This window comes from Pseudomonas sp. GW823-FHT03E05, assembly GCF_058796855.1.
In genome coordinates, this window is the sequence record NZ_JBXAJB010000001.1 from 1,677,262 (window position 1) to 1,698,820 (window position 21,559).

Genomic DNA, 21,559 nt, shown 5'->3' on the forward strand with positions numbered 1-21,559 from the left:
CTCAGACAGGTTGCACAGTAACAGGGGCATCGCGTTCGGCCAGGCACTGCCGGGCGCACAAGGCGATGCGCCGGCAGGCTTCGCGCAGGTCATCCGCTTGCAGCACCAGCCCCAGGCGGATATGCCCGGCGGCGCTGGGGCCGAAGGCTTCGCCGGCCAGCACCGAGACGCCCTGCTCATCCAGCAGGCGCTCGCTGAAGGCCTGGGCGCTGAGCCCGGTGGCGCGGATATCGACCATGACGAACATGCCGCCATCGGGTTTCAACGGCCGGGCACCGGGGCAATCGGCCAGGCAGTCGCACACCAGGTCCCGGCGCTGGCGATAGGCCTGGGCCATCTCTTGCAGCTGCGGCAAGGGCTGTTCCAGGGCCACCACGGCGGCGTCCTGGATGAATTCCGGTGAGCCGTAGAGCATGCACAGGGCGAGGTTTTCCAGGTGCGCGGCCAGGGCCGTCGGCGCCACTACCCAGCCCAGGCGCCAGCCAGTCATGGCATGGGACTTGGACAGGCTGTTGAGGGTCGCGGTGCGCTCGGCCATGCCCGGAAGGCTGGCCGGGCTGACATGCTCGCCCTCGTACAGCAGCTCGCTGTAGACCTCGTCGCAGATCAGCCACAGGTCATGTTCGATGCACAGCGCCGCCAGGGCCTCCCAGGTGGCCCGGGGAATGCTCGCGCCGGTGGGGTTGTGCGGGCTGTTGAGCACCAGGGCCCGGGTCTTGCCGGTGATGCGCGCGGCCACCGCCTCGGGCTGCACCCGAAAGCCGTCCTCGGCCCGCACCGGCAGCGGCACCACCCGGGCGTTGCAGGCACCGAACACCGCTTCATAGGTGACGTACATCGGCTCAGCCACTATCACTTCGTCACCCGGGTCCAGCAGGCACTGGGCCACGCTGTACAGGGCGCACTGGGCACCGGCCAGCACCACCACTTGCTCGGCATCCACCACTTGCCCGCTACGCTGCTGATGGCGGCGGGCGATGGCCTCGCGCAAGGCGCGCTTGCCGCGCACATCGGCGTAATGGGTGTGGCCGGCCTGCAGGCTGTCGATGGCCGCCTGGACGATGGGCTGGGGGGTGTCGAAATCCGGGTCGCCCACCGACAGCAACCAGACTTCCTCGCCACGTTCACGCTTGGCCAGGGCCCGGTAATGAATGTCCCAGGCGGCGGCGCCGTCTCCGGCAATACGTTGGGTCAGTCGAGAAAAGCGCATGCACAAGCTCCAGGAAAAAGGGATGGTCAGCGCGCGCAGGCGTGCTTGAGTTCGATCAGGGTCACGCCGTTGCGGGCAAAGCCCTCGCGCAGTTCCTGTTGCAACTCATCGAGGCTGGCGGGCTGGCTGACGCTGCAACCAAAGGCCCGGGCCAGGGCGGCAAAATCCGGATTGCGCGGCAGCACGCCAATGGGCTCGATGTTCAGGTCCAGCATGTCATCGCGGATCTGCCCCAGGGCATCGTTGTTCCACAGCAGCACCACCAGCGGGCTGCGCAGTTCCTCCACCGCCGTGGCCAACTCCTGCACGGTGTAGAGAAAACCACCATCGCCCACCAGCACCAGCCCAGGCCGCTCGGGGGCACCGAGCTTGGCGCCGATGCCGGCCGGCAAGCCGTAGCCGAGGGTGCCGTAGCCGGTGGGGTGCAGCCAACTGCGGGTGGCCCGGGTCGGGTACAGGTAGTTGCCGCTGTAGGCCAGCTGGGTCATGTCGCTGGCGATAAAGCCGTGCTCCGGCAGCTCGGCGGCAATGCGTTGCAGGATCGAGCGGTGAATCTGCTGCAAGGGCCCCTGCCCGTTCTGCACCGCCTGGCGCAGATCGGCCACCGCATGAATCGCCGCCGTGGCAGGCGTGACCTGTTGCTCCAAGGCCAGCAGCAGTGCGTCCAGGGTGGCGCGGGCATCGCCGTGCAAGGCCACCGAACACGGGTAGAAGTCATTGAACTTGCGCGGGTCGATATCCAGGCGCAGCAGCTCGCCGTTCAGCGGCAGGCGCTCGCGCCAGTAGTCGGTGTCGGCCATTTCGGTGCCCACCGCCAGCACCACGTCGGCCTGAGCGATCAACTGCCAGCCGGGCTCCACGCACAAGGTCGCCCCGGCGTTCAGTGGCGCTTCATCCGGCAGCAGGCCCTTGCCGGCGACGCTGCTGAAGAACACCGCCCCCAGGCGCGTGCTCAGGGTCCGCAGTTGCTCGGCGGCGTGCAGCGCGCCGCCACCGGCAATGATCATCGGCCGCTTGGCCTTGCGCAGTTTGTCCGCCGCTTGCTGGATATCTGCCGCCGCAGCCGGGCCGCGAGCGGGGCGTCGCCGCACTTCACCGGTCCAGTCCCGGGCCACCTTGGCTGCCAGCACATCCAGGGGCACGCTGATGTGCACCGGGCGCGGGCGCTCGCTGTCGAACACGGCAAAGGCCCGGGCGATCAGCTCCGGCAAATCTTCCGGGCTCAGGGCCAGGGCCGAAAAGGCGGTGATAGGCGCGGTAATCGCCCGCTGGTCCTGGGTTTCGTGCAGCGAGCCGCAGCCCTTGCCCAGGCTGGCGCTGTGGTTGACGCTGGAAATCACCAGCAGCGGGATCGAGTCGGCATAGGCCTGGCCAATCGGCGTGGCGACGTTGGTCACCCCCGGGCCGCTGATAACGAAGCACACCCCGGGCTTGCCGCTGACCCGGGCGTAACCGTCGGCCATGAAGCCCGCGCCCTGCTCGTGGCGGGTCAGCACATGGCGGATGCCGCTGCCGGGCAGGCCGCGATACAGCTCCAGGGTGTGCACCCCGGGAATGCCGAACACCGTGTCGACGCCGTAGCCGGCCAGCAGGCGCACCAGGGCCTGGCCACCGGTCAAGGTCTGATCGTGCATGTCTCTCTCCTCAAGCCTGGCCAAGGCGAATCAACGCATCGACCGCGACGGTGCCCTGGGCACCGACCAACAATGGGTTCACATCCAGTTCCAGCAGTTGCCCGGCATGTTCGCAGGCGTAGTCCGCCACCGCGCCGATGGCCGCCACCAGGGCCTCAAGATCGGCCTCGGGGCGCCCGCGAAAGCCTTGCAGCAAGGTAGCGCTGCGCAGGCTGAGCAAGGCCTGGCGGATCGCCCCTTCGGTGGTGGGCAGCAGCAGGCTGCGGCTGTCCTTGAGCAGTTCCACCAGCACCCCGCCGGCGCCGATCACCAGGGCCAGGCCGAAGTCGTTCTCACGCTTGATGCCGACAATCAGCTCCGCCAGGGGCGCCGCGGCCATGGGCTCCAGCAGGATCTGTTCAAAGGCCAGCCCCGGCGCATGCTCGGCAATCCGCGTGCGCATCAGCCGCAATGCGGCGCTCAGGGCTTCAGGGTCCTTGAGATTGAGGGCCACCGCCCCGGCCTCGGTCTTGTGCGGCAGCTCGGCGCTCACCGCCTTGAGCACCAGCGGGTAGCCAATGCCCGCCGCCGCGCTCAGGGCCTGCCCGGGGGTGGTCAACACACCATCGGGGGTGCAAAGGCCAAAAGCGCGCAAGGCCTGCTTGGACTGCCACTCGTCCAGCAGCACAGCGCTACCGTCCAGAGCCTGCGGGCACAGCGGCACCAGGGCCGACTCCCCCAGGGCCAGCAACGCCGGGCGTCGCTGTTGATAGGCGACGATCCGCCCCCAGGCCGCCAGGCCATCCTCCACCCCTTGCAAGGCGGGAATGCCGTGGCCGTGCAAACGCTCGCGGGCACTGGCGGGCAGCAGCTCGGGAAAGGCCGAAGTGACAAAACCGCGCTTGCCGTGGCGCTGCAACGCGGCGCAGAACAGCTCCAGCAGCAGGTCGCATTCCTTGCGCTCGCCGGTAAATTCGGCCGGGTAATCCAGCACCAGCATGGCGCTGTCGGCCTCGGTACGCAGGGCCGTGTCGAGCATGGCTTGCAGGGCCTGGGCGTCGCCCCAGATGGCGGTGGTGAAATCCAGCGGGTTCACCAGGTTGGCGTAGCCCGGCAGCACCTGGGCCAGCTCGGCGCATTGCCCGGCATCCAGCTTGGGCAACTGCAGGCCGTTGCGCTCGGCGTAGTCGGCGATCAGCCCGGCATCGCCCCCGGAACAGGCCAGGGCCATCAGCTGCGGGCCAGCCGGCAACTGCCCGCAGGAGGCGGCCTTCAAGGTTTCGACAAAACTCACCGGGCCGCTGACCCGGATCACCCCCAGGCGCTGGAACAGCGCGTCGTACAGCGCGTCCGATCCCGACAGCGAACTGGTGTGACTCAAGGCCAGCTCGGCACCGATCTGCGACACCCCGGTCTTCAGGGCGATGATGGGTATGCCCTTCTCCAGGGCTTTATGCGCCGCCCGGGCAAAACCCGGCACGTTCTTCAGGCCTTCCAGGTGCAGGCCGATGGCAGTGACCCGCGGCTCGTCCAGCAGCACGTCCATCAGTTCGGCAATGCCCAGCTGCGCCTGATTGCCCACCGACGCCATGTAGGCCACCGGCAGCGAGCGATCGCTCATGGACAGGTTGTAGGCAAAGTTGCCGCTCTGGGTCAGCACCGCCACACCGCGTTCCACGGGTTGACCGCCATGGGCCACCGGCCACAGCGCGGCGCTGTGCAGGTAGTCCAGCAGGCCGTAGCAGTTGGGGCCCAGCAGCGCCATGTCGCCGGCCGCCTGCAGCAGTTGCCGTTGCAGGGCCTGGCCCTGGGCGCCGGTTTCGGCAAAGCCCGAGGCGTAACAGATCGCCCCGCCGGCGCCCTTGGCCGCCAGCGCCGCGACGCAGGTCAGGGTCAGCTCGCGGTTGGTGGCGACGAACACCGCATCCGGGCCGCAGGGCAGCTGTTCGATGCTGGCCACGCACGGCACGCCATCGAGCTCGGCATGCTGCGGGTTGACCAGCCACATGGGCCCGGCAAAACCGCCTTCGGCGCAGCGCCTGAGGGCCCGGGCCATGCTACGCCCGCCCACGAAAGCCAGGTGCCGCGGGGCCAGCAGGCGCTTGAGATTGTCACGCAAAGTCTGGGACATGACGGCAATTCTCCAGGGCGCTCAGCGCATCAGCGGCCGCAGCAGTTCACGGGAAATGATGTGGCGCTGGATCTCCGAAGTGCCTTCCCAGATCCGCTCGATCCGCGCGTTGCGCCAGATGCGCTCCACCGGGCCTTCGTCCATCAGGCCCATGCCGCCGTAGATCTGCACCGCCTCGTCGGCCACCCGGCCCAGCACTTCACTGGCGAACAGCTTGGCCATGCCGGCCTCGCCATCGGTCATGCTGCCCTGGTCCATCTTCCAGGCGGTGTGCAGGGTCAACAGCTCGGCGGCGCGGATCTGCGTGGCCATGTCCGCCAGCTTGAACGACACCCCCTGGTAACTGCCGATGGCCTGGCCGAACTGTTTGCGGTCCGCGGCCCATTGCAAGGAGGCATCCAGGGCGCGCTGGGCCTGCCCCACGCAGTTGGCGGCGACCATCACTCGCCCGGCGGTGAGCCAGGCGTTGGCCACTTCCCAACCCTTGCCCACCTCCCCCAGCACCTTGCTGGCCGGTACCCGGCAGTCATCGAAGAACATCTCGAAGGTGTGGTAGCCGCGGTTGCTCACGCACTTGGGGCCACGGCGGATGGTCAGGCCCGGGGTGTCGCGATCCACCAGGAACGAAGTCACCGCGTTGCGCTGGCGGCCGTTGTGCTCATAGGTGCCGGTGACCGCAAAGACAATGGCGAAATCCGCATGCCCGGCGTGGCTGATGAAGTGCTTGCTGCCGTTGAGCACGAAGTCACCGCCGTCGCGCACGGCGCGGGTCTTGATCGCATTGGCGTCGGAGCCGGCCCCGGGTTCGGTCAGGGCGAAGCAGTCGACCTTGCGCCCCTGCACACAGGGCAGCAGGTAGTCGCCGATCTGCGAGCCGGTGCAGGCCATGAGGATTTTCGACGGCCGGGCAACGAACACATGCAGGGCCCAGGAACACTTGGCCAGCTCGCGCTCGATCAGCGCCTGGGACAGGTAGTCCAGGCCGCCGCCACCCACTTCTTCCGGCATGTTGAAGGCATAGAAGCCAGCGGCGATGGCCTTGCTGCGGATTTCCCCGGCGAGGTCGGCGCTGACCTCATCGGCGCGGTCCACCGCCTCTTCGTGGGGCAGCAACTCCTTGCTGACAAAACTGCGAACCGCGTCCACCAACATTTCTTGTTCTTGGCTGAGTTGGAAATTCATGGCGCTACCTGTGAGTGATTGACGGTGCAAAAAAACCAGTGATCTGGCAGGACGATCTGGCGAAAAACACCTTCCCGTAGGAGCCAGCTTGCTGGCGAACAGGCCCTTGAATCAGGCGCTGTTCTTGCGGGCGCCTTCGCCGGCAAGCCGGCTCCTACAAAATAGGCGCATGGCCCAGGGGCCCTTTCGCCGGCAAACCGAGCGCCGCCCGGCCGCCCCTACAGCCCTTGGAAACGTGGCGGGCGTTTTTCGCTGACGGCACGCAGGGCTTCGGCGCCGTCGGCGCTGCGCCCGCAGAGCAGGCCGGCGGCCAGTTCGGCGGCCAGTTGCTGCGCCAGGCTGCGGTCGGCGCCCTGGCGGATCAGCTTCTTGGTCTGGGCAAAGGCGAAGGTCGGGCCCGTGGCCAGGCGCGCCGCCAGCTCGCTGACGCTGCCGATCAGTTGTTCGTCGGCGCACACCTCGCCGACCAAACCGGCGGCCAGGGCCCGTTCGGCGCTCCACAGCTCATCGAGGAACAGCAGGCGCTTGGCCTGTTCGCTGCCGATCAAGCGCGGCAGGTGCCAGCTGGCCCCGGCGTCCGGCGAGTAGGCCATGCTGGTGTAGCCGGCCTTGAAGCGCGCCGACTGCCCCGCCACCCGCAGGTCGCAGCACAGCGCCAGGTCCATGCCACCGCCCACCGCCGTGCCGTTGATGGCGGCGATGGTGGGTTTGTCCAGGCTGTGCAGGCAGGTCATCAGGGCGTGGGCGGTTTCGGTCCAGCCGTAGCTTTCCAGGGCGCCCCGGGCCTCGGCTTCGGCCCATTCCGCCAGATCGGCCCCGGCGCAGAAACTGCGGCCGCTGCCGGTCAGCACCAGCACCCGTACCGCCGGGTCACTGTTGCAGTGCTCCAGCAAGGCATGCAGTTGCTTGAGGGTGGGGATGTCCAGGGCGTTGCGTTGCTCCGGGCGATTGAGGGTGATCCAGGCTACGCCGGCTTCGACCCGGCTGAGCAGCGACGATGAAGGGGTCATGTGCGTCCTCGAATTATTGTGGTTGGCGTGAGGGAGGTGACGTGAGGGCCATACTAAACGAGTGTTCAACAAGGCGGCAATTGGTTGATCGAGGCCTGTCCTCATTCCGGAAAACACACATAACTCATTGTTTTAAATAAACATTAATCAGAATCAATCGTTGCTTCGGGCGCCTCTGTTACAACTTCGAACAACCGCCTACAACCTCCCGCGCGGGCTCTGTAGCCGCTGCCGAGCCTGCGAGGCTGCGCAAAGGACCGCAGGGCCTTGCTTGGCGGTCCTCAGGCAGACCCTGGGCGCCTTCAAGACCGCCGCGTCTCCTACGTCGGCATGCCGCCCAAGCCGCTCGCAGCCTGCGGCAGCGGCTACAGGGAGTTGCGGTGGTTGCCCCCGTGGGCGCAGGCCCTGGCGATGCAAGGCTTGCGGGCCTCTTCGCCGGCAAGCCGGCTCCTACGAAAAGCGCGTAAAACGCGCTTGGCTTTTGATCTTGCTCTTGATCTTGATCTTGATCTTCAGGCCCCTTCCCAGCCGGCCGAGCGTAGGCGTTGCGTAGGGGGCAGCTCGGCAGGGATGCCGAGCTAGCCGCCACCCGGCCATGGATGGCCGGTTGGCGGCGGCCCCCGGAGCAATGCCGGAGAGAGGGAACCCCGAGCCCTAGCGAGGGGCCCATGGAGGGGCAAGCGTTTTTGCTTACTTTTTTGGCGTTTGAAAAAAGTGAGTCGCTGTAAGAGCGAAACCGCCAGTGGCCGCACCCGCAGCAACGGATATGTACCCCGTCAACCTCGCTGTAAAGGCGAAACCACCAGCGGCCATGACCGCAGGAATGAATATCTACCCCGTCCCTCTAGCCGCAAACGCCGGCAAAGGCGTCCGCCCAGGCGCTGCATGTCTCCCGGGCCCCTTCGCCGGCAAGCCGGCTCCTACACAGCGGCTGCAGGTTGCAGTTGGCGTCTACGTTGCATCAGGTAGTAGGCGCCATAGCACAGAGCGATAAAGCCCGACCCCCAATACAGCGACGGGCGCTGGGTTTCGTCGAGGGCCAGAAACACAAACAACGAGCTGCACAGCACGATGCACAGCAATGGCACCAGGGGAAACCAGGGCGCGCGGTACTTGAGCTGCTCCAGTTGCCCGCCTTCGCGCAGGAACTGGCGACGGAAGCGGTACTGGGCCAGGGCGATGACGATCCAGGTCACGGTGCCGGCCATGCCGCTCACCGCCATCAGCACCATGAACAGGGTGTCGGCGGCGATGAAGCTGGTCATCAGCGAGATCAGGGCAAAACACAGAGTGATGAACAGGGCGCGCAGGGGGACGCCTTGTTTGCTCAGGGGCGACAGGGCCTTGGGCGCCATGCCGGATTTGGACATGGCCCAGAGGATGCGCGTGGAGGCATACAAACCGGAGTTGCCCACCGAAAGAATCGCCGTGAGGATCACGAAGTTCATCAGGTCGGCGGCGTAGGGAATGCCCACCATGTCGAACACCTGGACGAAGGGGCTTTCCACCAGCCCGGCCTGCTGCCAGGGAATGATCGCCGCCAGCACCATCACTGCCAGGACGTAGAAGATCAGCACGCGAAACACCACGTTGCGCACGGCACGCGGAATGCTTTTTTCCGGCTGGTCGGTTTCACCGGCGGCCACGCCCATGATCTCGCAGCCCTGGAAGGCGTAGACCACGGTCATCATCACCGCGAACACCGCCGGCAGGCCGTTGGGGAACAGGGAGTCGCCCTTGAGGTTGTCGAACATCGGCGCCGGGGCGCCGCTGGGCAGGTCGATGACGCCGAAGATCACCAGCGCGCCCACCACGATAAAGCTCAGGATCGCCAGCACCTTGACCCCGGCGAACCAGTATTCGGCCTCGCCAAAGGCCCGGGTGGCCAGGGCGTTGATGCCGAACAGCAAGGCCACGAACAGCGCCGACCAGTACCAGATCGGCACCCCGGGGAACCAGCGCTGCATCAGCATGCCGGCGGCGGTGAACTCCAGGCCCACGGTGGTGGCCCAGCTCATCCAGTAGACCCAGCCGATCATGAAGCCGGTGGCCGGGCCGATGTACTTGGTGGCGTGGGCCTGGAACGAGCCGGACACCGGCATCTGCACCGACAGCTCGCCCAGGCAGACCATTACCAGGTACATCAGGAAGCCGGCCACCAGGTAGGAGAGGATCGCCCCCCAGGGCCCGCCCTGGTTGATGGTGACCCCGGAGCCCATGAACAGCCCGGTGCCGATCACGCCGCCCAGGGACAGCATGAAAATGTGCCGGCTCTTCAGCGAGCGCGTCAGTTGGATGCCTTTGCGTTCAGTACTGGTCGTCATGGTGCACCTCAGCAGTCGGTGAGGCGCAGGGCGCGGGGCGATGGGACGGGACGTGGGGTACAAGCAGCTTGCAGGCAGTTCATTATTATTATCTCCAATAAGCTTCGAAGGCCGCGGCGGGCGCGGCTCAAGCGATTATTGGAAAGCCATGTAAGTTCGGGTTGAAGCAAAAGATCGAAGATGTAAAAAGTCGTAAGGATTTTGTACGTCAGGCCGCCAGCAAGCGCTGCAGCAAGGTCCGAGACTTTTGCCAGGGCTGCTGCAGCCTCGCCGCCAGGGACGCCAGAGCCGGGCGATCCGCCTGCTGCGCCGCCTCCTCCAACTCCCGCAGCACCCGGGCCAGCGCGCAAAACCCCAGGGAGTCGGCACTGCCCGCCAGCCGATGGGCCAGGTGCAGGACCTCGGTGCAGTCTTCGGCGGCCAGGGCGTCGGCCAACAGTGGTTGTTGCTGATCCAGTGCATCGGCCAGGATCTGGAGCAGGTCCTGCAACTTCTGCTCGCCCAACAGACTGCGATGAGTGTCCAGCAAGCCCTGGTCGAGCAAGCCTTGCGGGGCCTGCAACGGCGGTGGCTGCAACTGCCCGGCCAGCGCCTGACGCAGGCTGGCCAACTGCAACGGCTTGCCGAGAATGCCTTGCATCCCGGCCTGCAGATAACTGCGCACCACAGACGGCTGGACGCTGGCGGTCAGGGCGAAGATCCGCACCTGCCGATTGGGCCCGGGACGGCGGCGGATGTCCCGGCACAACTCGACCCCGCTGATACCCGGCAAGTGCACATCCAGCAGCAACAGGTCGAAGGCTTGCTGCCGGCACAGGGCCAGGGCCGTTTCACCGTCTTGCGCCAGCCACACCTGATGGCCGTCACGCTGCAGCAGGCCGCTGGCCACTTCGCGGTTGAGGGCCACGTCTTCGACCACCAGGATCTTCAAACCCTGCGCCGGCACCTGAAGCTGTGGCGACGGCAAAGGCTCTTGACCCACCCCCAGCACCAGCTCGAACCAGAAACAACTGCCCTGCCCCAGCTCGCTGTCGACGCCGATGCGTCCGTCCAGTTGCTGCAGCAGGTGCTTGCAGATGGCCAATCCCAGGCCAGTGCCGCCATAGCGGCGGCTGACTTCATCACTGGCCTGGACGAAACGCTCGAAGATCTTTTCGCGCATCGACGCGGCAATGCCGATGCCGTTGTCGCGCACGCAGCAGCGCAGGCGCTGGCCACCGGCGGTGCTGTCGAGCACTTGCACCTCGACCCGCACCCAGCCGTCTTCGGTAAAACGAATGGCGTTGGCCAGCAGGTTGCTCAGCACCTGGCGCAGGTACTGCTCGGCGCCCTGCTGGCGCGGTGCCAGTTGTTCGTCGATGTGCAATTCCAGGCGGGTGCGGTTGGCCTCGGCCCGGGGCTGCAACAAGGTGGTGACTTCTTCCAGCAACTGACGCAGGGAGAAATCCCGCACTTCCGGGCGGCTTTCGCCCTCCTCCAACCGGGCAAAGGACAGCACTTCGTTGAGGATGCTCAGTAGCCCCTCCCCGGCCTGGTGCAGGGCCTGCAAGCGCTGGCGATCCTGGCTGCCCAGGGGCGCCGAACGCAGCAGTTCGGCCATGCCGAGGATGCCATTCAAGGGGGTGCGCAGTTCATGGCTCATGGTCGCCAGAAAGCGCGACTTGGCGAGGTTCGCGGCTTCGGCCTCGTCCTTGGCGTGCATCAGGCTGGCGGTGCGGCGCTGGACCATTTTCTGCAATTCATCGCGCTTGTCCTGCAGGGCCAGGCGGTCGGCTTCGCGGCGCTGCACATCATCGAGCACCGCCCGGCGCATGTCGTCCAGGGCTCGGGCCACGGTGTCGATCTCGTCGCCATCCGGGCGCTGGCGCTTGTCCAGGTGCAAGGGCTCGTGCAGCTCGCCGGCCGCCACGCGCCGGGCGAAATCGGCCATCACTTGCAGGTGCCGGGTCACCAGGCGGTAGAACAGCCCGGACAAGGCCACCGCCAAGCCGCAGAGAAACACGCTCATCCACAACAGGCTGGCCAGCCCGGTGGCGTACAGGCGCCGATACACTGCCCCCAGATCAGTGCTGACCTGCAACTCGCCTAACTGGCGCAAGGGCCCGGACGGCGGCTGGTAGCTCAGGGGGAAACGCTCCACCCGCAGCGGCCCGATCAGCTCGGCGCTGCCCTGCTGCAAGTCGAAGTCGTTGCTGATCAGGTGCACCCGGGCCACATCGGAAAAGTCCACCAGCCCCTGCAACTGCACGGTCAGCTGCTCCTGGTTGAGGTCCCACAGGTTGCGTTCCAGGCTGCCCAGGTAACCGGCGCGGATCAGCTCCATGCGGCTGTCGATGTCGCGCATTTCCCGGCGGTATTCGAAGTACAGCTGCACGCTGCTGGCGAGCACGGTGAAGCACAGGCTGAACAGCAGGATAAACAGCAACAGGCGGCGCAACAGGCCGCTGGGCCGCAGCGCAATCATGGCCGGCCCTCGACCTGGGCCTTGAGCATGGCGCGGTAGCCGTCCTGGCTCTGCGCCAGCCAGCGCTGCACCGCGCCGCTGTCCACCTGGCGCTGCAACTGGGTGTCGATCTCGGCCATGCGCGGCGCCAGGGGCGAATGGCGCGACACCGCCAGGCGCAGGTAGTCGACGCTCACCGCCTGGGGCAAGGCGATGATGTCCTGGGCCCCCGGCAATTGCTCGATGAACAACTGCCCGGTGCGGCGTTCATGGGGGATGAAATCGATGCGCTGGCGGATCAGCTTGCCGAAATTCTGCTGGCTGCTGGAGACCCATTCGATATTGCCGTGCTGCACCACCTCGCGGTCGAAATCCTGGCCGTAGCTCTCGCCGAACAGCAGGCCGCCGCGGTAGGCGGTCAGGTCCTGCAAGTGGGTAAAACTCGGCAGGTTGCGGCGGTTGACGAACAGCGCCACCTCCTCACGCAGCACCGGCACCCGGGAAAACAACAGGTCCTGCTGGCGCTGGCCGGTGCTGTAGGCCAGTACCACATCCACCCGGCCGGCCGCGGCGTCCAGCAGGCAGCGCTTCCAGTTGCCCAGCACCACCACCTGCACCTGATAGCCCAGGTCCCCCAGCACCTGGCGCACCACCGTCGGTGCCAGGCCACGCACCTGGCTGCCGTCGCTCCAGGAAATCGGCGGGTACACCGGGTAGTCGCAATAACGCAGCACGGGCTGGGGCTCGGCCCAGGTCGCGCCGGCCAGCGGGATCAGGCACAGGCCCAGGCACAGCACCAGCGCGCGACGCAGCAATTCAGGCCGCCACGCTGGCGGTGAACAGGTAACCGGCGCCGTGGATGGTGATGATCAGCTCCGGCTCGGCCGGATCGTCGTGCAGCTTGCGCCGCAGGCGGCCCACCAGCACGTCGATGGAACGGTCGCTGGGCACCCATTCGCGGTTGCGGATCTGGTCCATCAACTGGTCGCGGCTCAGGGTATGGCCGCTGTTGCGCAGGAACACGCTGAGCAATTGGTATTCGCCGTGGGTCAGCAGGGTTTCAGCGCCCCGCGGGTCGATCAGCCGGCGGCGGTCGGTGTCCAGGGCCCAGTCGGCGAACTGCTTGACCGGGCTCGGGCTGTTGGCCGGGGCCTGGGGCGGGCTGGCCTGGCGCACCCGACGGATCAGGTTCTTGGCCCGGGACACCAGCTCGCGGGGGTTGAGGGGTTTGATCACGTAGTCGTCGGCGCCGCATTCCAGGCCGACGATGCGGTCGATGTCGTCGTTGCGCCCGGTGATCAGGATGATCCCCACCTCCGAGCGCACCCGCAGCTCCCGGGTCAGGGTCAGGCCGTCCTTGCCCGGCAGGCGGATATCCAGCATCAGCAGGTCCACCGTGTGCTGGCCGAGAAAGCTCTCCGCCTGCTCCGCGGTGGCGGCGCAATGCACGTCGTAGCCTTCCTGAGAGAGATAAGCCTGAAGCAGCTCGCGAATCAGCGGATCGTCGTCGACGATCAATACCCGAGGAGTCATCGCCTGTGTTCCTGATTATTTTTATTAGAGAAACCACCTACAGCGCAGCAGCCTAGCCATTACTGAACAACCGATCAACAGCCCTATGTCGGCACAGCGAAACCTCGCCCGCCGCTGGCCAGCAGCCCCTCGACCCAGGCCTCGCAGATCTGCACGCCCTGCTGCGGGCTGAAGGTCCCCGGGTTGAGCCCGGATTCCAGCCACAGGCCGTCGAGCAAGGCGCTGAGGCTGATGGCCGCCAGATCGGCGTCGAAGCCTTTCCAGCCCTGAAGGCCGGCCAACTGGCCCAGCAGGCCGGCCAGCTCGTTGCGGTATTCACCATAGGAATGTTCGTGGGCCAGGTTGATCGCCTCGGCGGTCTTCACCGCGCCCCAGAAGGCCAGCCAGGCATCCAGCAGCCGCGGGTCCAGCAGTTCGGCGCAGAACGAGGCGCGAAAGAACGCCGACAGCCGCTGCCGGGGGTCGGGCGCGGCCTGCTCCATGGCCTCGCGCAGCAGGCTCATGACCCGCCCGGTGATGGCGCGATAGGCCTCGGCCACCAGCTCGTCCTTGCCGGAGTAGTGATGGCTGATCAGCCCTACCGAAACCCCGGCCTCGGCGGAGATCTTGCGGATCGACGCGCCCTGGAAACCGTGGAGCTTGAGGCAGGTCAGCGTCGCCTCGATCAGCTCGGCCTTGCGCAGGTCGGGTTCCAGGCGGGAAAAGCGCGCTTCCTGGCTCATGGGGCGGGTTCCTTGGGCAGTGGCGGGAAGTTGAAACTGAACGACTGTACAACAGGCCTTCCGTGGCTATCCAGCGTTTGTGTGGCCGCCCGAGCCGTACCGCTTCCTGTGGCCGCTGCCGAAGGCTGCGAACGGTCTGGGCGGCATTCCGTCGTAGGGACGCAACGATCTTCAAGGCGACACAGGTTCGGCGGCAGATCGTCAAGCAAGGCCCTGCGGGCCTTTTCGCAGCCTCGCCATGGCTCGGCAGCGGCTACAGGTAGATACAAACCCACGTGGGGTCAGGCGCGGTAGTCGGGGGCGATGCGCTCCAGCAGGCGCAACAACGCTGCCCAGGCCAGTTGCATGGCGTCCGGGTCGTTGAGTTCGCCTTCCTGCAGCGGCCGGCCCGGGTCGTTGAACTGGCGTTCGGTGTGGGCGCAGACCGCGTCCGGTGGTAGCACGATCTCCCCTGCTGCCTGGGCCGCCAGCTGGATCTCGCAGGCCTTCTCCAGGTAGTACATGCGCAAAAACGCCTGGCTCACGGTTTCGCCCACGGTGAGCAGGCCATGGTTGCGCAGCATCAGCACGCTCTTGTCGCCGAGATCGGCCACCAGACGTTGCTGCTCGCTCAGGTCCAGGGCCACGCCTTCGTAGTCGTGGTAGGCCACGCGGCCATAGAACTCCATGGAAATCTGGTTCACCGGCAGCAAGCCGCATTTGAGCGCCGCCACCGCGCATCCGGCCTTGGTGTGGGTGTGCAGCACGCACTGGGCGTCTTCCCGGGCGCCGTGAATGGCGCTGTGGATCACGAACCCCGCCGGGTTCACCGGGTACGGCGACGGCTCCACGGCTTCGCCATTGAGGTCGATCTTCACCAGGTTGGAGGCGGTGATTTCATCGAACATCAAGCCGTAGGGGTTGATCAGGAAGTGATGCTCGGGCCCGGGCAGGCGCACCGAGATATGGGTGAAGATCAGGTCGGTCATGCGAAAGTGCGCGATCAGCCGGTAACAGGCCGCCAGCTCTTCGCGCAGGCGCTGTTCAGTGGCGCTGCGCTCGGTCAGGGCGTGGGGGCTGGGAGCGATATTGTTCATTGTTGGAGTCCTCCAGGCAGGTGGGCGGGCAAACGGGGCCGGTAAAAAGAGCCCGCAAACAATAGGACCGGACGCCCGCAGGCGTCCAGCCCGTTGCGCTTACTTGCTGGCCCAGGCGTTGAAGCGCTCTTCCAGCTCTTCGCCATGATCAACCCAGAACCCGACGTCCATCGCCAGTGCACCCTTGAGGTTCTGTTCCGAGGTCGGCACCCACTGCGCCAGCGCCGGGTCGAGCTTGGCCGCGGCCAGGGTGTTGGTGGGGCCATAGGGGATCTGCTTGACGTAGTTGACTTGGGCTTCAGGGGTGTTGGCGAAGGCGATGAAGCGCTTGGCCTGATCCACGTGTTTCGAGCCCTTGATGATCGCCCAGTAGTCCATGCCGTACAGGCTGCCGGGCCACACCACCGCCAGCGGCGCGCCGGCCTGGGCGGCCACGGCGATGCGGCCGCTGTAGGTGGAAGTCATCACCACATCACCGGCGGCCAGCCACTGCCCCGGCTGGGCCCCGGCCTCCCACCACTGGATGTAGGGCTTGAGTTCGCTGAGCTTGGCAAAGGCCCGGTCCACCCCCTCGGGCGTGGCCAGGACCTTGTACACGTCCTCGACCTTGACCCCGTCCGCCATCAGGGCGAATTCCAGGTTGTACACCGCGCGTTTGCGCAGGCCGCGCTTGCCGGGGAACTGTTTGACGTCCCAGAAATCCGCCCAGGATGTCGGGGCCTTGGCCAGCTTGTTGCGGTCGTAGGCAATGGCCACGCTCCACACCAGGACCGCCGAGCCGCAGGGCTGGGCGGCATCGGGAATCAGCTGCTCGGCACGGCCCAGGGCCTTCCAGTCCAGGGGCTCGTACATGCCTTCGTCGCAGCCGCGCATCAGGTCCGGGCCTTCGATCTGCACCACGTCCCAGTCGACGTTGCCGGTGTCGACCATGACCTTGATCCGGGCCATTTCGCCGTTGTATTCGCTCTGGATCAGCTTGCTGCCATCGGCCTTGCTGAAGGGTTGGAACAACGCCACATCCTGGGCTTTTTGTCCGGCTCCGCCGTACGCCACGACCACCATGTCGGGGGCTGCCTGGGCCTTGTTCTGAATCAGCGGCTGGCCCAGGGTCAGACCCAGGGCGAGGCTCAGGGCCAGGAAAGAACAACCGTGCTTGCGGGTGAGCGCTTTCATCTGTGAATCCTCTTCGCGGTGCCACACCGGCAGGCGCCGGCACAGCCCTTTTTTATTGTTGTGAGGTTGGCCCCGGGAGCGGGCGCAGATCGAAGCTACTGCAAGCACTAGTAAAAAAACAAGTTGATTTTTTACTGGCGGTAAATTTTGATAGGCCAACAATAACAACGCCAAGGCCCCGCCCCCTGCCCTTGGCCCGCCTGGAGTCACCGCAATGACCAGCGCCTTCCCGCACCTGTTCGAACCCTTGCAGATCCGTGGCAAACGCCTGAAGAACCGCATCATGTCCAGCGGCCACGACACCTCGATGCCCACCGACAACCTGGTCAACGAACAGCTGATTGCCTACCACCGCGCCCGGGCCGAAGGCGGCGTGGGCCTGATCGTGCTGCAGGTGGCCGGGGTCCACGACAGTGCGCGCTACACCAGCCACGTGCTGATGGCCACCGACGACGCCTGCATCGACGGCTACCGGCGCCTGGCCGAAACCTGCCACGCCCACGGCACGGTGGTGCTGTCGCAGATCTTCCACCCGGGGCGGGAAATCATGGAGTCCGCCGACGGCCTGCTGGCGGTGGCCTACGCCCCTTCGGCGGTGCCCAACGAACGCTTCCGGGTCATGCCCCGGGCCCTGGACCAGGACATGATCGACGAGATCATCCAGGGCTACGCCGACGCCGCCCGGCGCCTGCATCAGGCCGGGCTGGACGGCGTGGAACTGGTGGCCAGCCACGGCTACCTGCCGGCGCAGTTCATCAACCCGCGGGTCAACCGCCGCACCGATGGCTACAACGGCGAGCTGGAACAGCGCCTGCGCTTTATCCGGGAAATCCTCGACGCCATGCGCGCCAGCACCGATGCCGACTTCATCATCGGCCTGCGGATTTCCGCCGATGAACGCGACCCTGAAGGCCTCACCGAAGACGAATCCCTGGCCGCCGTGCAATTGCTGCAAGGGCAACTGGACTACGTGCACATAGTCGCTGGCACCTCCGCCTCCCTCGGTGGCGCGGTGCACATAGTCCCGCCCATGGCGGTGGAAGCGGCTTATCTGGCCCGGGAAGCTGGCACCTTCAAGGCCAAACTGTCGATCCCGCTGTTCGTCACCGGGCGCATCAACCAGCCCCAGGAAGCCGAAGCGATCATCGCCAAGGGCCAGGCCGACGTGTGCGGCATGACCCGTGCGCTGATCTGCGACCCGCAGATGCCCAACAAGAGCGACAGCGGCCGAGCCGAAGACGTGCGCGCCTGCATCGCCTGCAATCAGGCGTGCATCGGCCACTTCCACAAGGGCCTGCCGATCTCCTGCATCCAGCACCCGGAAACCGGCCGCGAGCTGCTCTACGGCCAGCCCAAGCCCAGCGCCCGCGGCAAACGCGTCCTGGTGGTGGGCGGCGGCCCGGCCGGGATGAAAGCCGCCGCCGTCGCCGCCCAACGCGGCCACCGCGTGACCCTCTACGAAGCCAGCGCGCAACTGGGCGGCCAGATCCAACTGGCGCAGCTGCTGCCCCGGCGCAGCGAATTCGGCGGCGCCAGCACCAACCTGCAACGGGAAATGCAACTGGCCGGCGTCGAAGTGGTGCGCAACACCCGAGTCGACCGCGCCCTGATCGAGCGCGAAAACCCCGACCACGTAATCATCGCCACCGGCGCCCAGCCCTACTGGCCGAACTTCGAACGCGGCGGCGACCTGCAAGTGGTGGACGCCTGGCAAGTACTGCGCGACGAAGTGCAACTGGGCCGCAGCGTCGTGGTGGCCGACTGGCGCTGCGACTGGATCGGCCCCGGCATCGCCGAGCGCCTGGTCCGCGCCGGGCACCAAGTGCAACTGGCGGTCAACGGCACCCACTGCGGCGAAAGCCTGCCGCTGTACGTGCGCGACCAGATGGCCGGCGAACTGCACAAACTGGCGATCCCGATCATCCCCTACGCCCGCCTCTACGGCTGCGACGACAGCACCGTCTACCTGCAACACACCGCCAGCGGCGAACCCATGCTGCTGGAAAACGTCGACAGCCTGGTCCTGTGCCAAGGCCACCAATCCGTGGACGACCTCGGCCAACAACTCAAAGGCCTGGTGCCCTTCCAACGCATCGGCGACTGCCTGGCACCGCGCACCGTGGAAGAAGCCATCCACGAAGGCTTGAAAGTCGCCTGGGCGCTTTGAGGCTGCTTTATACTCCAGGGCTTTTGCAGGACGGGTGCCCGGACGCGCCCGTTCCCCTGGTCCGGAGCCCGCCATGAACCAAAGCAGCAAGACGCCGCCCGCGAGCCGCCCTCCCGCACCGGAGCCCGGCAGCGACAACCAAGCCCCTGGCGGCCCACAGTTTCTTGGCACCCGCATCCGCGGCCTGCGCAAACGCCGCGGCCTGACCCTGAGCGAACTGGCGCAACAGAGCGAACTCACCGCCGGCTACATCAGCCAACTGGAACGCAACCTCGCCTACCCCTCCATCCCCGCCCTGTTCAACATCGCCCGCAGCCTGGGCGTGACCATCCAATGGTTCTTCGCCAGCGAAACCCAAACCGCACCCGAGGATCAGGGCTACGTGGTGCGCAAGAAACAGCGGCTGCAGGTGAATTATGAGAACGGGATTATCGATCAACTGCTGACCCCACAGCCGACCCGGCAGCTGGAGTTTTTGCACTCGCGCTTTCCGCCGGGGACCTACAGCAAGGAGAGTTATAGCCATGAGGGCGAGGAAGCCGGGTATGTGCTGTCGGGGAGCTTTGAGCTGTGGGTGGGGGAACGGTATTTCCAGCTGAGTGAGGGGGATAGCTTTAGCTTTTCCAGCCAGGAACCGCATAAGTATGGGAATCCTGGGGAGGAGGATGCGGTGGTGTTGTGGGTGATAACGCCGCCGACGTTTTGAGGGGAAAACGGCAGCTATCGACCCAAAGCGGACTCTCGTTCAATAAGCGCTGCGATGGGATAAGCCAGACAGCGAGTGAGATTTCGTTGGGCTCTTGGAAATGGGAACGACGCGCCTTTGCAACATGCGGAATAAGGTCTTTAAGCTTGGTCTTGAGGCCTTCTAGCTTTGGGGGCAGCGCTTCGAGATCATCGGAGTGGAATCCGCGTTAGGGAACCCTGACTCCACAATCTGGGGGCAGGGCTCGCCCAAAAGCAGAACAACGGCCTTGTTAGCGATTACTTTGAACCGTCGTCCTCAAATCTCTTCTTGATGAGATCCTTCACAACAGGGCCGAGCGCGTCGGTAATGACCTTGATTTCGGCCTTCGCCTTCGCATCTTTACCGGACAACGTGCCTGTCTCCGCCACTGCAAACTTCACGTACAACGGAGTGATTTCGCGGACCTTATGACCTTTCCCGTCATCTGTGCCAGCAGTACTGTCGAAGGGGTAGGTGACAGGTTTCGTCGCGTTTGATCCGCCGTATCCAAATGACTTGACCATCAGAGGCGGATTGCTCCCTGTTTCGCCTACCGTAACTCCCGAGACACTGATTGCATCTGGCGTTGATTCTTTAAGCTCTCCATCAACGTAATAGGAGATTGCACCGGCAGCGGAGAGGCCGATCTTGCCCAGCCCCTTCCCCTCGTCTTTGGTCAGTGCTGCGCTAGTTCTTGAGGCAGCGAGCAATGGCACAAACTGAACGGCTTTCAGCTTGTCCTTCTTCGGGTCGAACTCAGTAAGTTTGAGCAGCAATACCATCTGAGGGATAGGTACGCTTTCCGTTTGCTTACCTTTGGTCTCTGTCATGGTGTATCTGTATCTGACTAGGGCAAGGCATCGATAACTCTTCAACTCATCTGAAGTCGTAGTCCATGCTGCATTCCAGGTACTGCTTGACCGCTCTTGAATCTTCTCGACTTTGTCATTTACCGCCATGACACCCAAATCCCATGCGGCACCGCCGATAGCGGTTAGCACCGCCGCCCCTGCCGAGCCAATCAATTCCTGCCGGCCCGCGATGACACAAACCTTCCGGTAGTTCTCAGCAATCGAATCATTGTCGAACAGCGTATTCCACCCCTCATCCGTAGCTACAGGCACTACAGCGCTGTATTCCGCGTCTGTTGCGGAAGGCTCTATTTTTGATGAGGTAATGATTGACCACGATTCACAACCTGTTAATGCCAAAGCAAATACTGCTACTCCTACAGTTTTGAGGCGTTTCATATATGACGCTCCATGTTGTCAGCTTGGCTTGTGTAGCAATGTGCTATTGCCAATCCGGGTATAGCCAACCGTAGGAGTACCTGCAACGCAAAAACTAACGCGTTGGGTCCTGTCTGGGGAACATAATACTCGCGTGCTTCGTGCAAACGTCCTCCACTGGTGCGTAAAGGCCGTTGACTCCGGTTAGTGCCCCATTACATCCACCGCCTAGCCATCCATCACGTCGCCAAAGACTTTCGCAGCTACTAGCCCGCCCAATGTCCTCTTCTGGCCGAAAGCAGCCTCAACAACTAAAAAATGCCACTTATCAGCTAACTGGAGCGCGACCTCCCTCCCCGCACAGCCCTATTTAACTTCGCCCGCAGCCTGAGCGTGACCATCCAATGGCTCTTCGTCAGCGAAACCCAGACCGCGCCCGAGGATCAAAGCTATGTCGTGCGCAAGAAACAGCGGCTGCAGGTGAATTATGAGAACGGGATTATTGATCAGCTGTTGACCCCGCAACCGACCCGGCAGCTGGAGTTTCTGCACTCGCGGTTTCCGCCGGGGACCTACAGCAAGGAGAGTTACAGCCATGAGGGTGAGGAAGCCGGGTATGTGCTGTCGGGGAGCTTTGAGCTGTGGGTGGGGGAACGGTATTTTCAGTTGAGTGAGGGGGATAGCTTTAGCTTCTCCAGTCAGGAACCGCATAAGTATGGGAACCCTGGGGAGGAGGATGCGGTGGTGTTGTGGGTGATAACGCCGCCGACGTTTTGAGGGGGAAACGGCAGCTATCGATCAACAGCTGCGAGTCCCGAAAAGCTGCTTTCGACCTGATCTCTGAAGCGATTACTGACCAAGCCTGATCCTTACATACGCAATGCTGTCTCTGTGGGAGCCGGCTTGCTCGCGAAGCCAGCATAGTGTTGGATGGCAAGGGCTTAACCAGTGTTCGCGGTAGTGCGGTATTCCGGCAAGACCGCTCCCATAGGGGTCGCGAATACATTCGGTAACCTTCG

At 65.0% G+C, this 21,559-nt stretch carries 15 protein-coding genes and 1 pseudogene; 3 read left to right on the plus strand and 13 right to left on the minus strand.

Annotated features, from left to right (window positions below; genetic code table 11):
• Position 1: 1 nt before the first annotated feature.
• From AC1RCO_RS07225 to AC1RCO_RS07280, 12 genes are all read right to left on the minus strand, one after another.
• Positions 2–1,210, minus strand: coding sequence for a pyridoxal phosphate-dependent aminotransferase (locus tag AC1RCO_RS07225; protein WP_019093507.1), 1,209 nt, complete (start codon positions 1,208–1,210; stop codon positions 2–4).
• A 26-nt stretch (positions 1,211–1,236) separates the two neighbouring features.
• Entirely contained in the window at positions 1,237–2,844 is a 1,608-nt protein-coding gene (locus AC1RCO_RS07230; RefSeq protein WP_492617581.1) for a 5-guanidino-2-oxopentanoate decarboxylase, read from the minus strand.
• Positions 2,845–2,854: 10 nt separating this feature from the next.
• The gene (locus AC1RCO_RS07235; protein WP_370059049.1) at positions 2,855–4,954 is read right to left on the minus strand and encodes an acetate--CoA ligase family protein; all 2,100 of its coding nucleotides are present in this window, start codon (positions 4,952–4,954) and stop codon (positions 2,855–2,857) included.
• Positions 4,955–4,975: 21 nt separating this feature from the next.
• Positions 4,976–6,136 carry an acyl-CoA dehydrogenase family protein gene (locus AC1RCO_RS07240; RefSeq protein WP_011061007.1) on the minus strand — a complete coding sequence of 387 codons (1,161 nt, stop codon included), beginning with the start codon at positions 6,134–6,136 and terminating at the stop codon, positions 4,976–4,978.
• A gap of 218 nt (positions 6,137–6,354) precedes the next feature.
• The gene (locus tag AC1RCO_RS07245) at positions 6,355–7,146 is read right to left on the minus strand and encodes an enoyl-CoA hydratase/isomerase family protein (RefSeq protein WP_011061006.1); all 792 of its coding nucleotides are present in this window, start codon (positions 7,144–7,146) and stop codon (positions 6,355–6,357) included.
• A 920-nt stretch (positions 7,147–8,066) separates the two neighbouring features.
• The gene (locus tag AC1RCO_RS07250; RefSeq protein ID WP_258611860.1) at positions 8,067–9,470 is read right to left on the minus strand and encodes an amino acid permease; all 1,404 of its coding nucleotides are present in this window, start codon (positions 9,468–9,470) and stop codon (positions 8,067–8,069) included.
• A gap of 208 nt (positions 9,471–9,678) precedes the next feature.
• Complete coding sequence (locus AC1RCO_RS07255; RefSeq protein WP_492617582.1) at positions 9,679–11,934, minus strand: ATP-binding protein; 2,256 nt, start codon at positions 11,932–11,934, stop codon at positions 9,679–9,681.
• Entirely contained in the window at positions 11,931–12,728 is a 798-nt protein-coding gene (locus AC1RCO_RS07260; RefSeq protein WP_401403268.1) for a substrate-binding periplasmic protein, read from the minus strand. The genes AC1RCO_RS07255 and AC1RCO_RS07260 overlap by 4 nt, the downstream gene beginning before the upstream one ends.
• A 1-nt stretch (position 12,729) precedes the next feature.
• Positions 12,730–13,446: a response regulator gene (locus tag AC1RCO_RS07265; RefSeq protein ID WP_011061002.1), complete on the minus strand. Its 717-nt coding sequence runs from the start codon at positions 13,444–13,446 to the stop codon at positions 12,730–12,732.
• A gap of 83 nt (positions 13,447–13,529) precedes the next feature.
• Positions 13,530–14,168, minus strand: a complete 639-nt coding sequence (locus AC1RCO_RS07270; protein ID WP_210456765.1) for a TetR family transcriptional regulator C-terminal domain-containing protein — start codon at positions 14,166–14,168, stop codon at positions 13,530–13,532.
• 281 nt (positions 14,169–14,449) lie between these two features.
• Positions 14,450–15,244, minus strand: a complete 795-nt coding sequence (locus AC1RCO_RS07275; RefSeq protein ID WP_065363890.1) for a class II aldolase/adducin family protein — start codon at positions 15,242–15,244, stop codon at positions 14,450–14,452.
• 99 nt (positions 15,245–15,343) lie between these two features.
• Complete coding sequence (locus tag AC1RCO_RS07280; protein WP_161466926.1) at positions 15,344–16,417, minus strand: ABC transporter substrate-binding protein; 1,074 nt, start codon at positions 16,415–16,417, stop codon at positions 15,344–15,346.
• 214 nt (positions 16,418–16,631) lie between these two features.
• Between AC1RCO_RS07280 and AC1RCO_RS07285 the strand changes: the two genes are divergently transcribed.
• Complete coding sequence (locus tag AC1RCO_RS07285; protein WP_492617583.1) at positions 16,632–18,584, plus strand: oxidoreductase; 1,953 nt, start codon at positions 16,632–16,634, stop codon at positions 18,582–18,584.
• Between the two features lie 73 nt (positions 18,585–18,657).
• On the plus strand, positions 18,658–19,290 hold the full coding sequence (locus AC1RCO_RS07290; RefSeq protein ID WP_065363887.1) for a cupin domain-containing protein: 633 nt from the start codon (positions 18,658–18,660) through the stop codon (positions 19,288–19,290).
• Between the two features lie 278 nt (positions 19,291–19,568).
• On the opposite strand, the gene AC1RCO_RS07295 is transcribed toward AC1RCO_RS07290, so the two are convergent.
• Complete coding sequence (locus AC1RCO_RS07295; RefSeq protein ID WP_409286161.1) at positions 19,569–20,561, minus strand: hypothetical protein; 993 nt, start codon at positions 20,559–20,561, stop codon at positions 19,569–19,571.
• 315 nt (positions 20,562–20,876) lie between these two features.
• Here AC1RCO_RS07295 and AC1RCO_RS07300 point away from each other — a divergent pair.
• Positions 20,877–21,317 (plus strand): annotated as a pseudogene (locus AC1RCO_RS07300) (cupin domain-containing protein); the annotation flags it as partial.
• Between the last annotated feature and the right edge of the window lie 242 nt (positions 21,318–21,559).

Bases quoted from the DNA above. Each gene is read 5' to 3' on its own strand.
- AC1RCO_RS07235 (WP_370059049.1), bottom strand. From the start codon at position 4,954: ATGTCCCAGACTTTGCGTGACAATCTCAAGCGCCTGCTGGCCCCGCGG.
- AC1RCO_RS07225 (WP_019093507.1), bottom strand. From the start codon at position 1,210: ATGCGCTTTTCTCGACTGACCCAACGTATTGCCGGAGACGGCGCCGCC.
- AC1RCO_RS07290 (WP_065363887.1), top strand. From the start codon at position 18,658: ATGAACCAAAGCAGCAAGACGCCGCCCGCGAGCCGCCCTCCCGCACCG.
- AC1RCO_RS07275 (WP_065363890.1), bottom strand. From the start codon at position 15,244: ATGAACAATATCGCTCCCAGCCCCCACGCCCTGACCGAGCGCAGCGCC.
- AC1RCO_RS07265 (WP_011061002.1), bottom strand. From the start codon at position 13,446: ATGACTCCTCGGGTATTGATCGTCGACGACGATCCGCTGATTCGCGAG.
- AC1RCO_RS07270 (WP_210456765.1), bottom strand. From the start codon at position 14,168: ATGAGCCAGGAAGCGCGCTTTTCCCGCCTGGAACCCGACCTGCGCAAG.
- AC1RCO_RS07230 (WP_492617581.1), bottom strand. From the start codon at position 2,844: ATGCACGATCAGACCTTGACCGGTGGCCAGGCCCTGGTGCGCCTGCTG.
- AC1RCO_RS07255 (WP_492617582.1), bottom strand. From the start codon at position 11,934: ATGATTGCGCTGCGGCCCAGCGGCCTGTTGCGCCGCCTGTTGCTGTTT.
- AC1RCO_RS07295 (WP_409286161.1), bottom strand. From the start codon at position 20,561: ATGAAACGCCTCAAAACTGTAGGAGTAGCAGTATTTGCTTTGGCATTA.
- AC1RCO_RS07285 (WP_492617583.1), top strand. From the start codon at position 16,632: ATGACCAGCGCCTTCCCGCACCTGTTCGAACCCTTGCAGATCCGTGGC.
- AC1RCO_RS07280 (WP_161466926.1), bottom strand. From the start codon at position 16,417: ATGAAAGCGCTCACCCGCAAGCACGGTTGTTCTTTCCTGGCCCTGAGC.
- AC1RCO_RS07250 (WP_258611860.1), bottom strand. From the start codon at position 9,470: ATGACGACCAGTACTGAACGCAAAGGCATCCAACTGACGCGCTCGCTG.
- AC1RCO_RS07245 (WP_011061006.1), bottom strand. From the start codon at position 7,146: ATGACCCCTTCATCGTCGCTGCTCAGCCGGGTCGAAGCCGGCGTAGCC.
- AC1RCO_RS07240 (WP_011061007.1), bottom strand. From the start codon at position 6,136: ATGAATTTCCAACTCAGCCAAGAACAAGAAATGTTGGTGGACGCGGTT.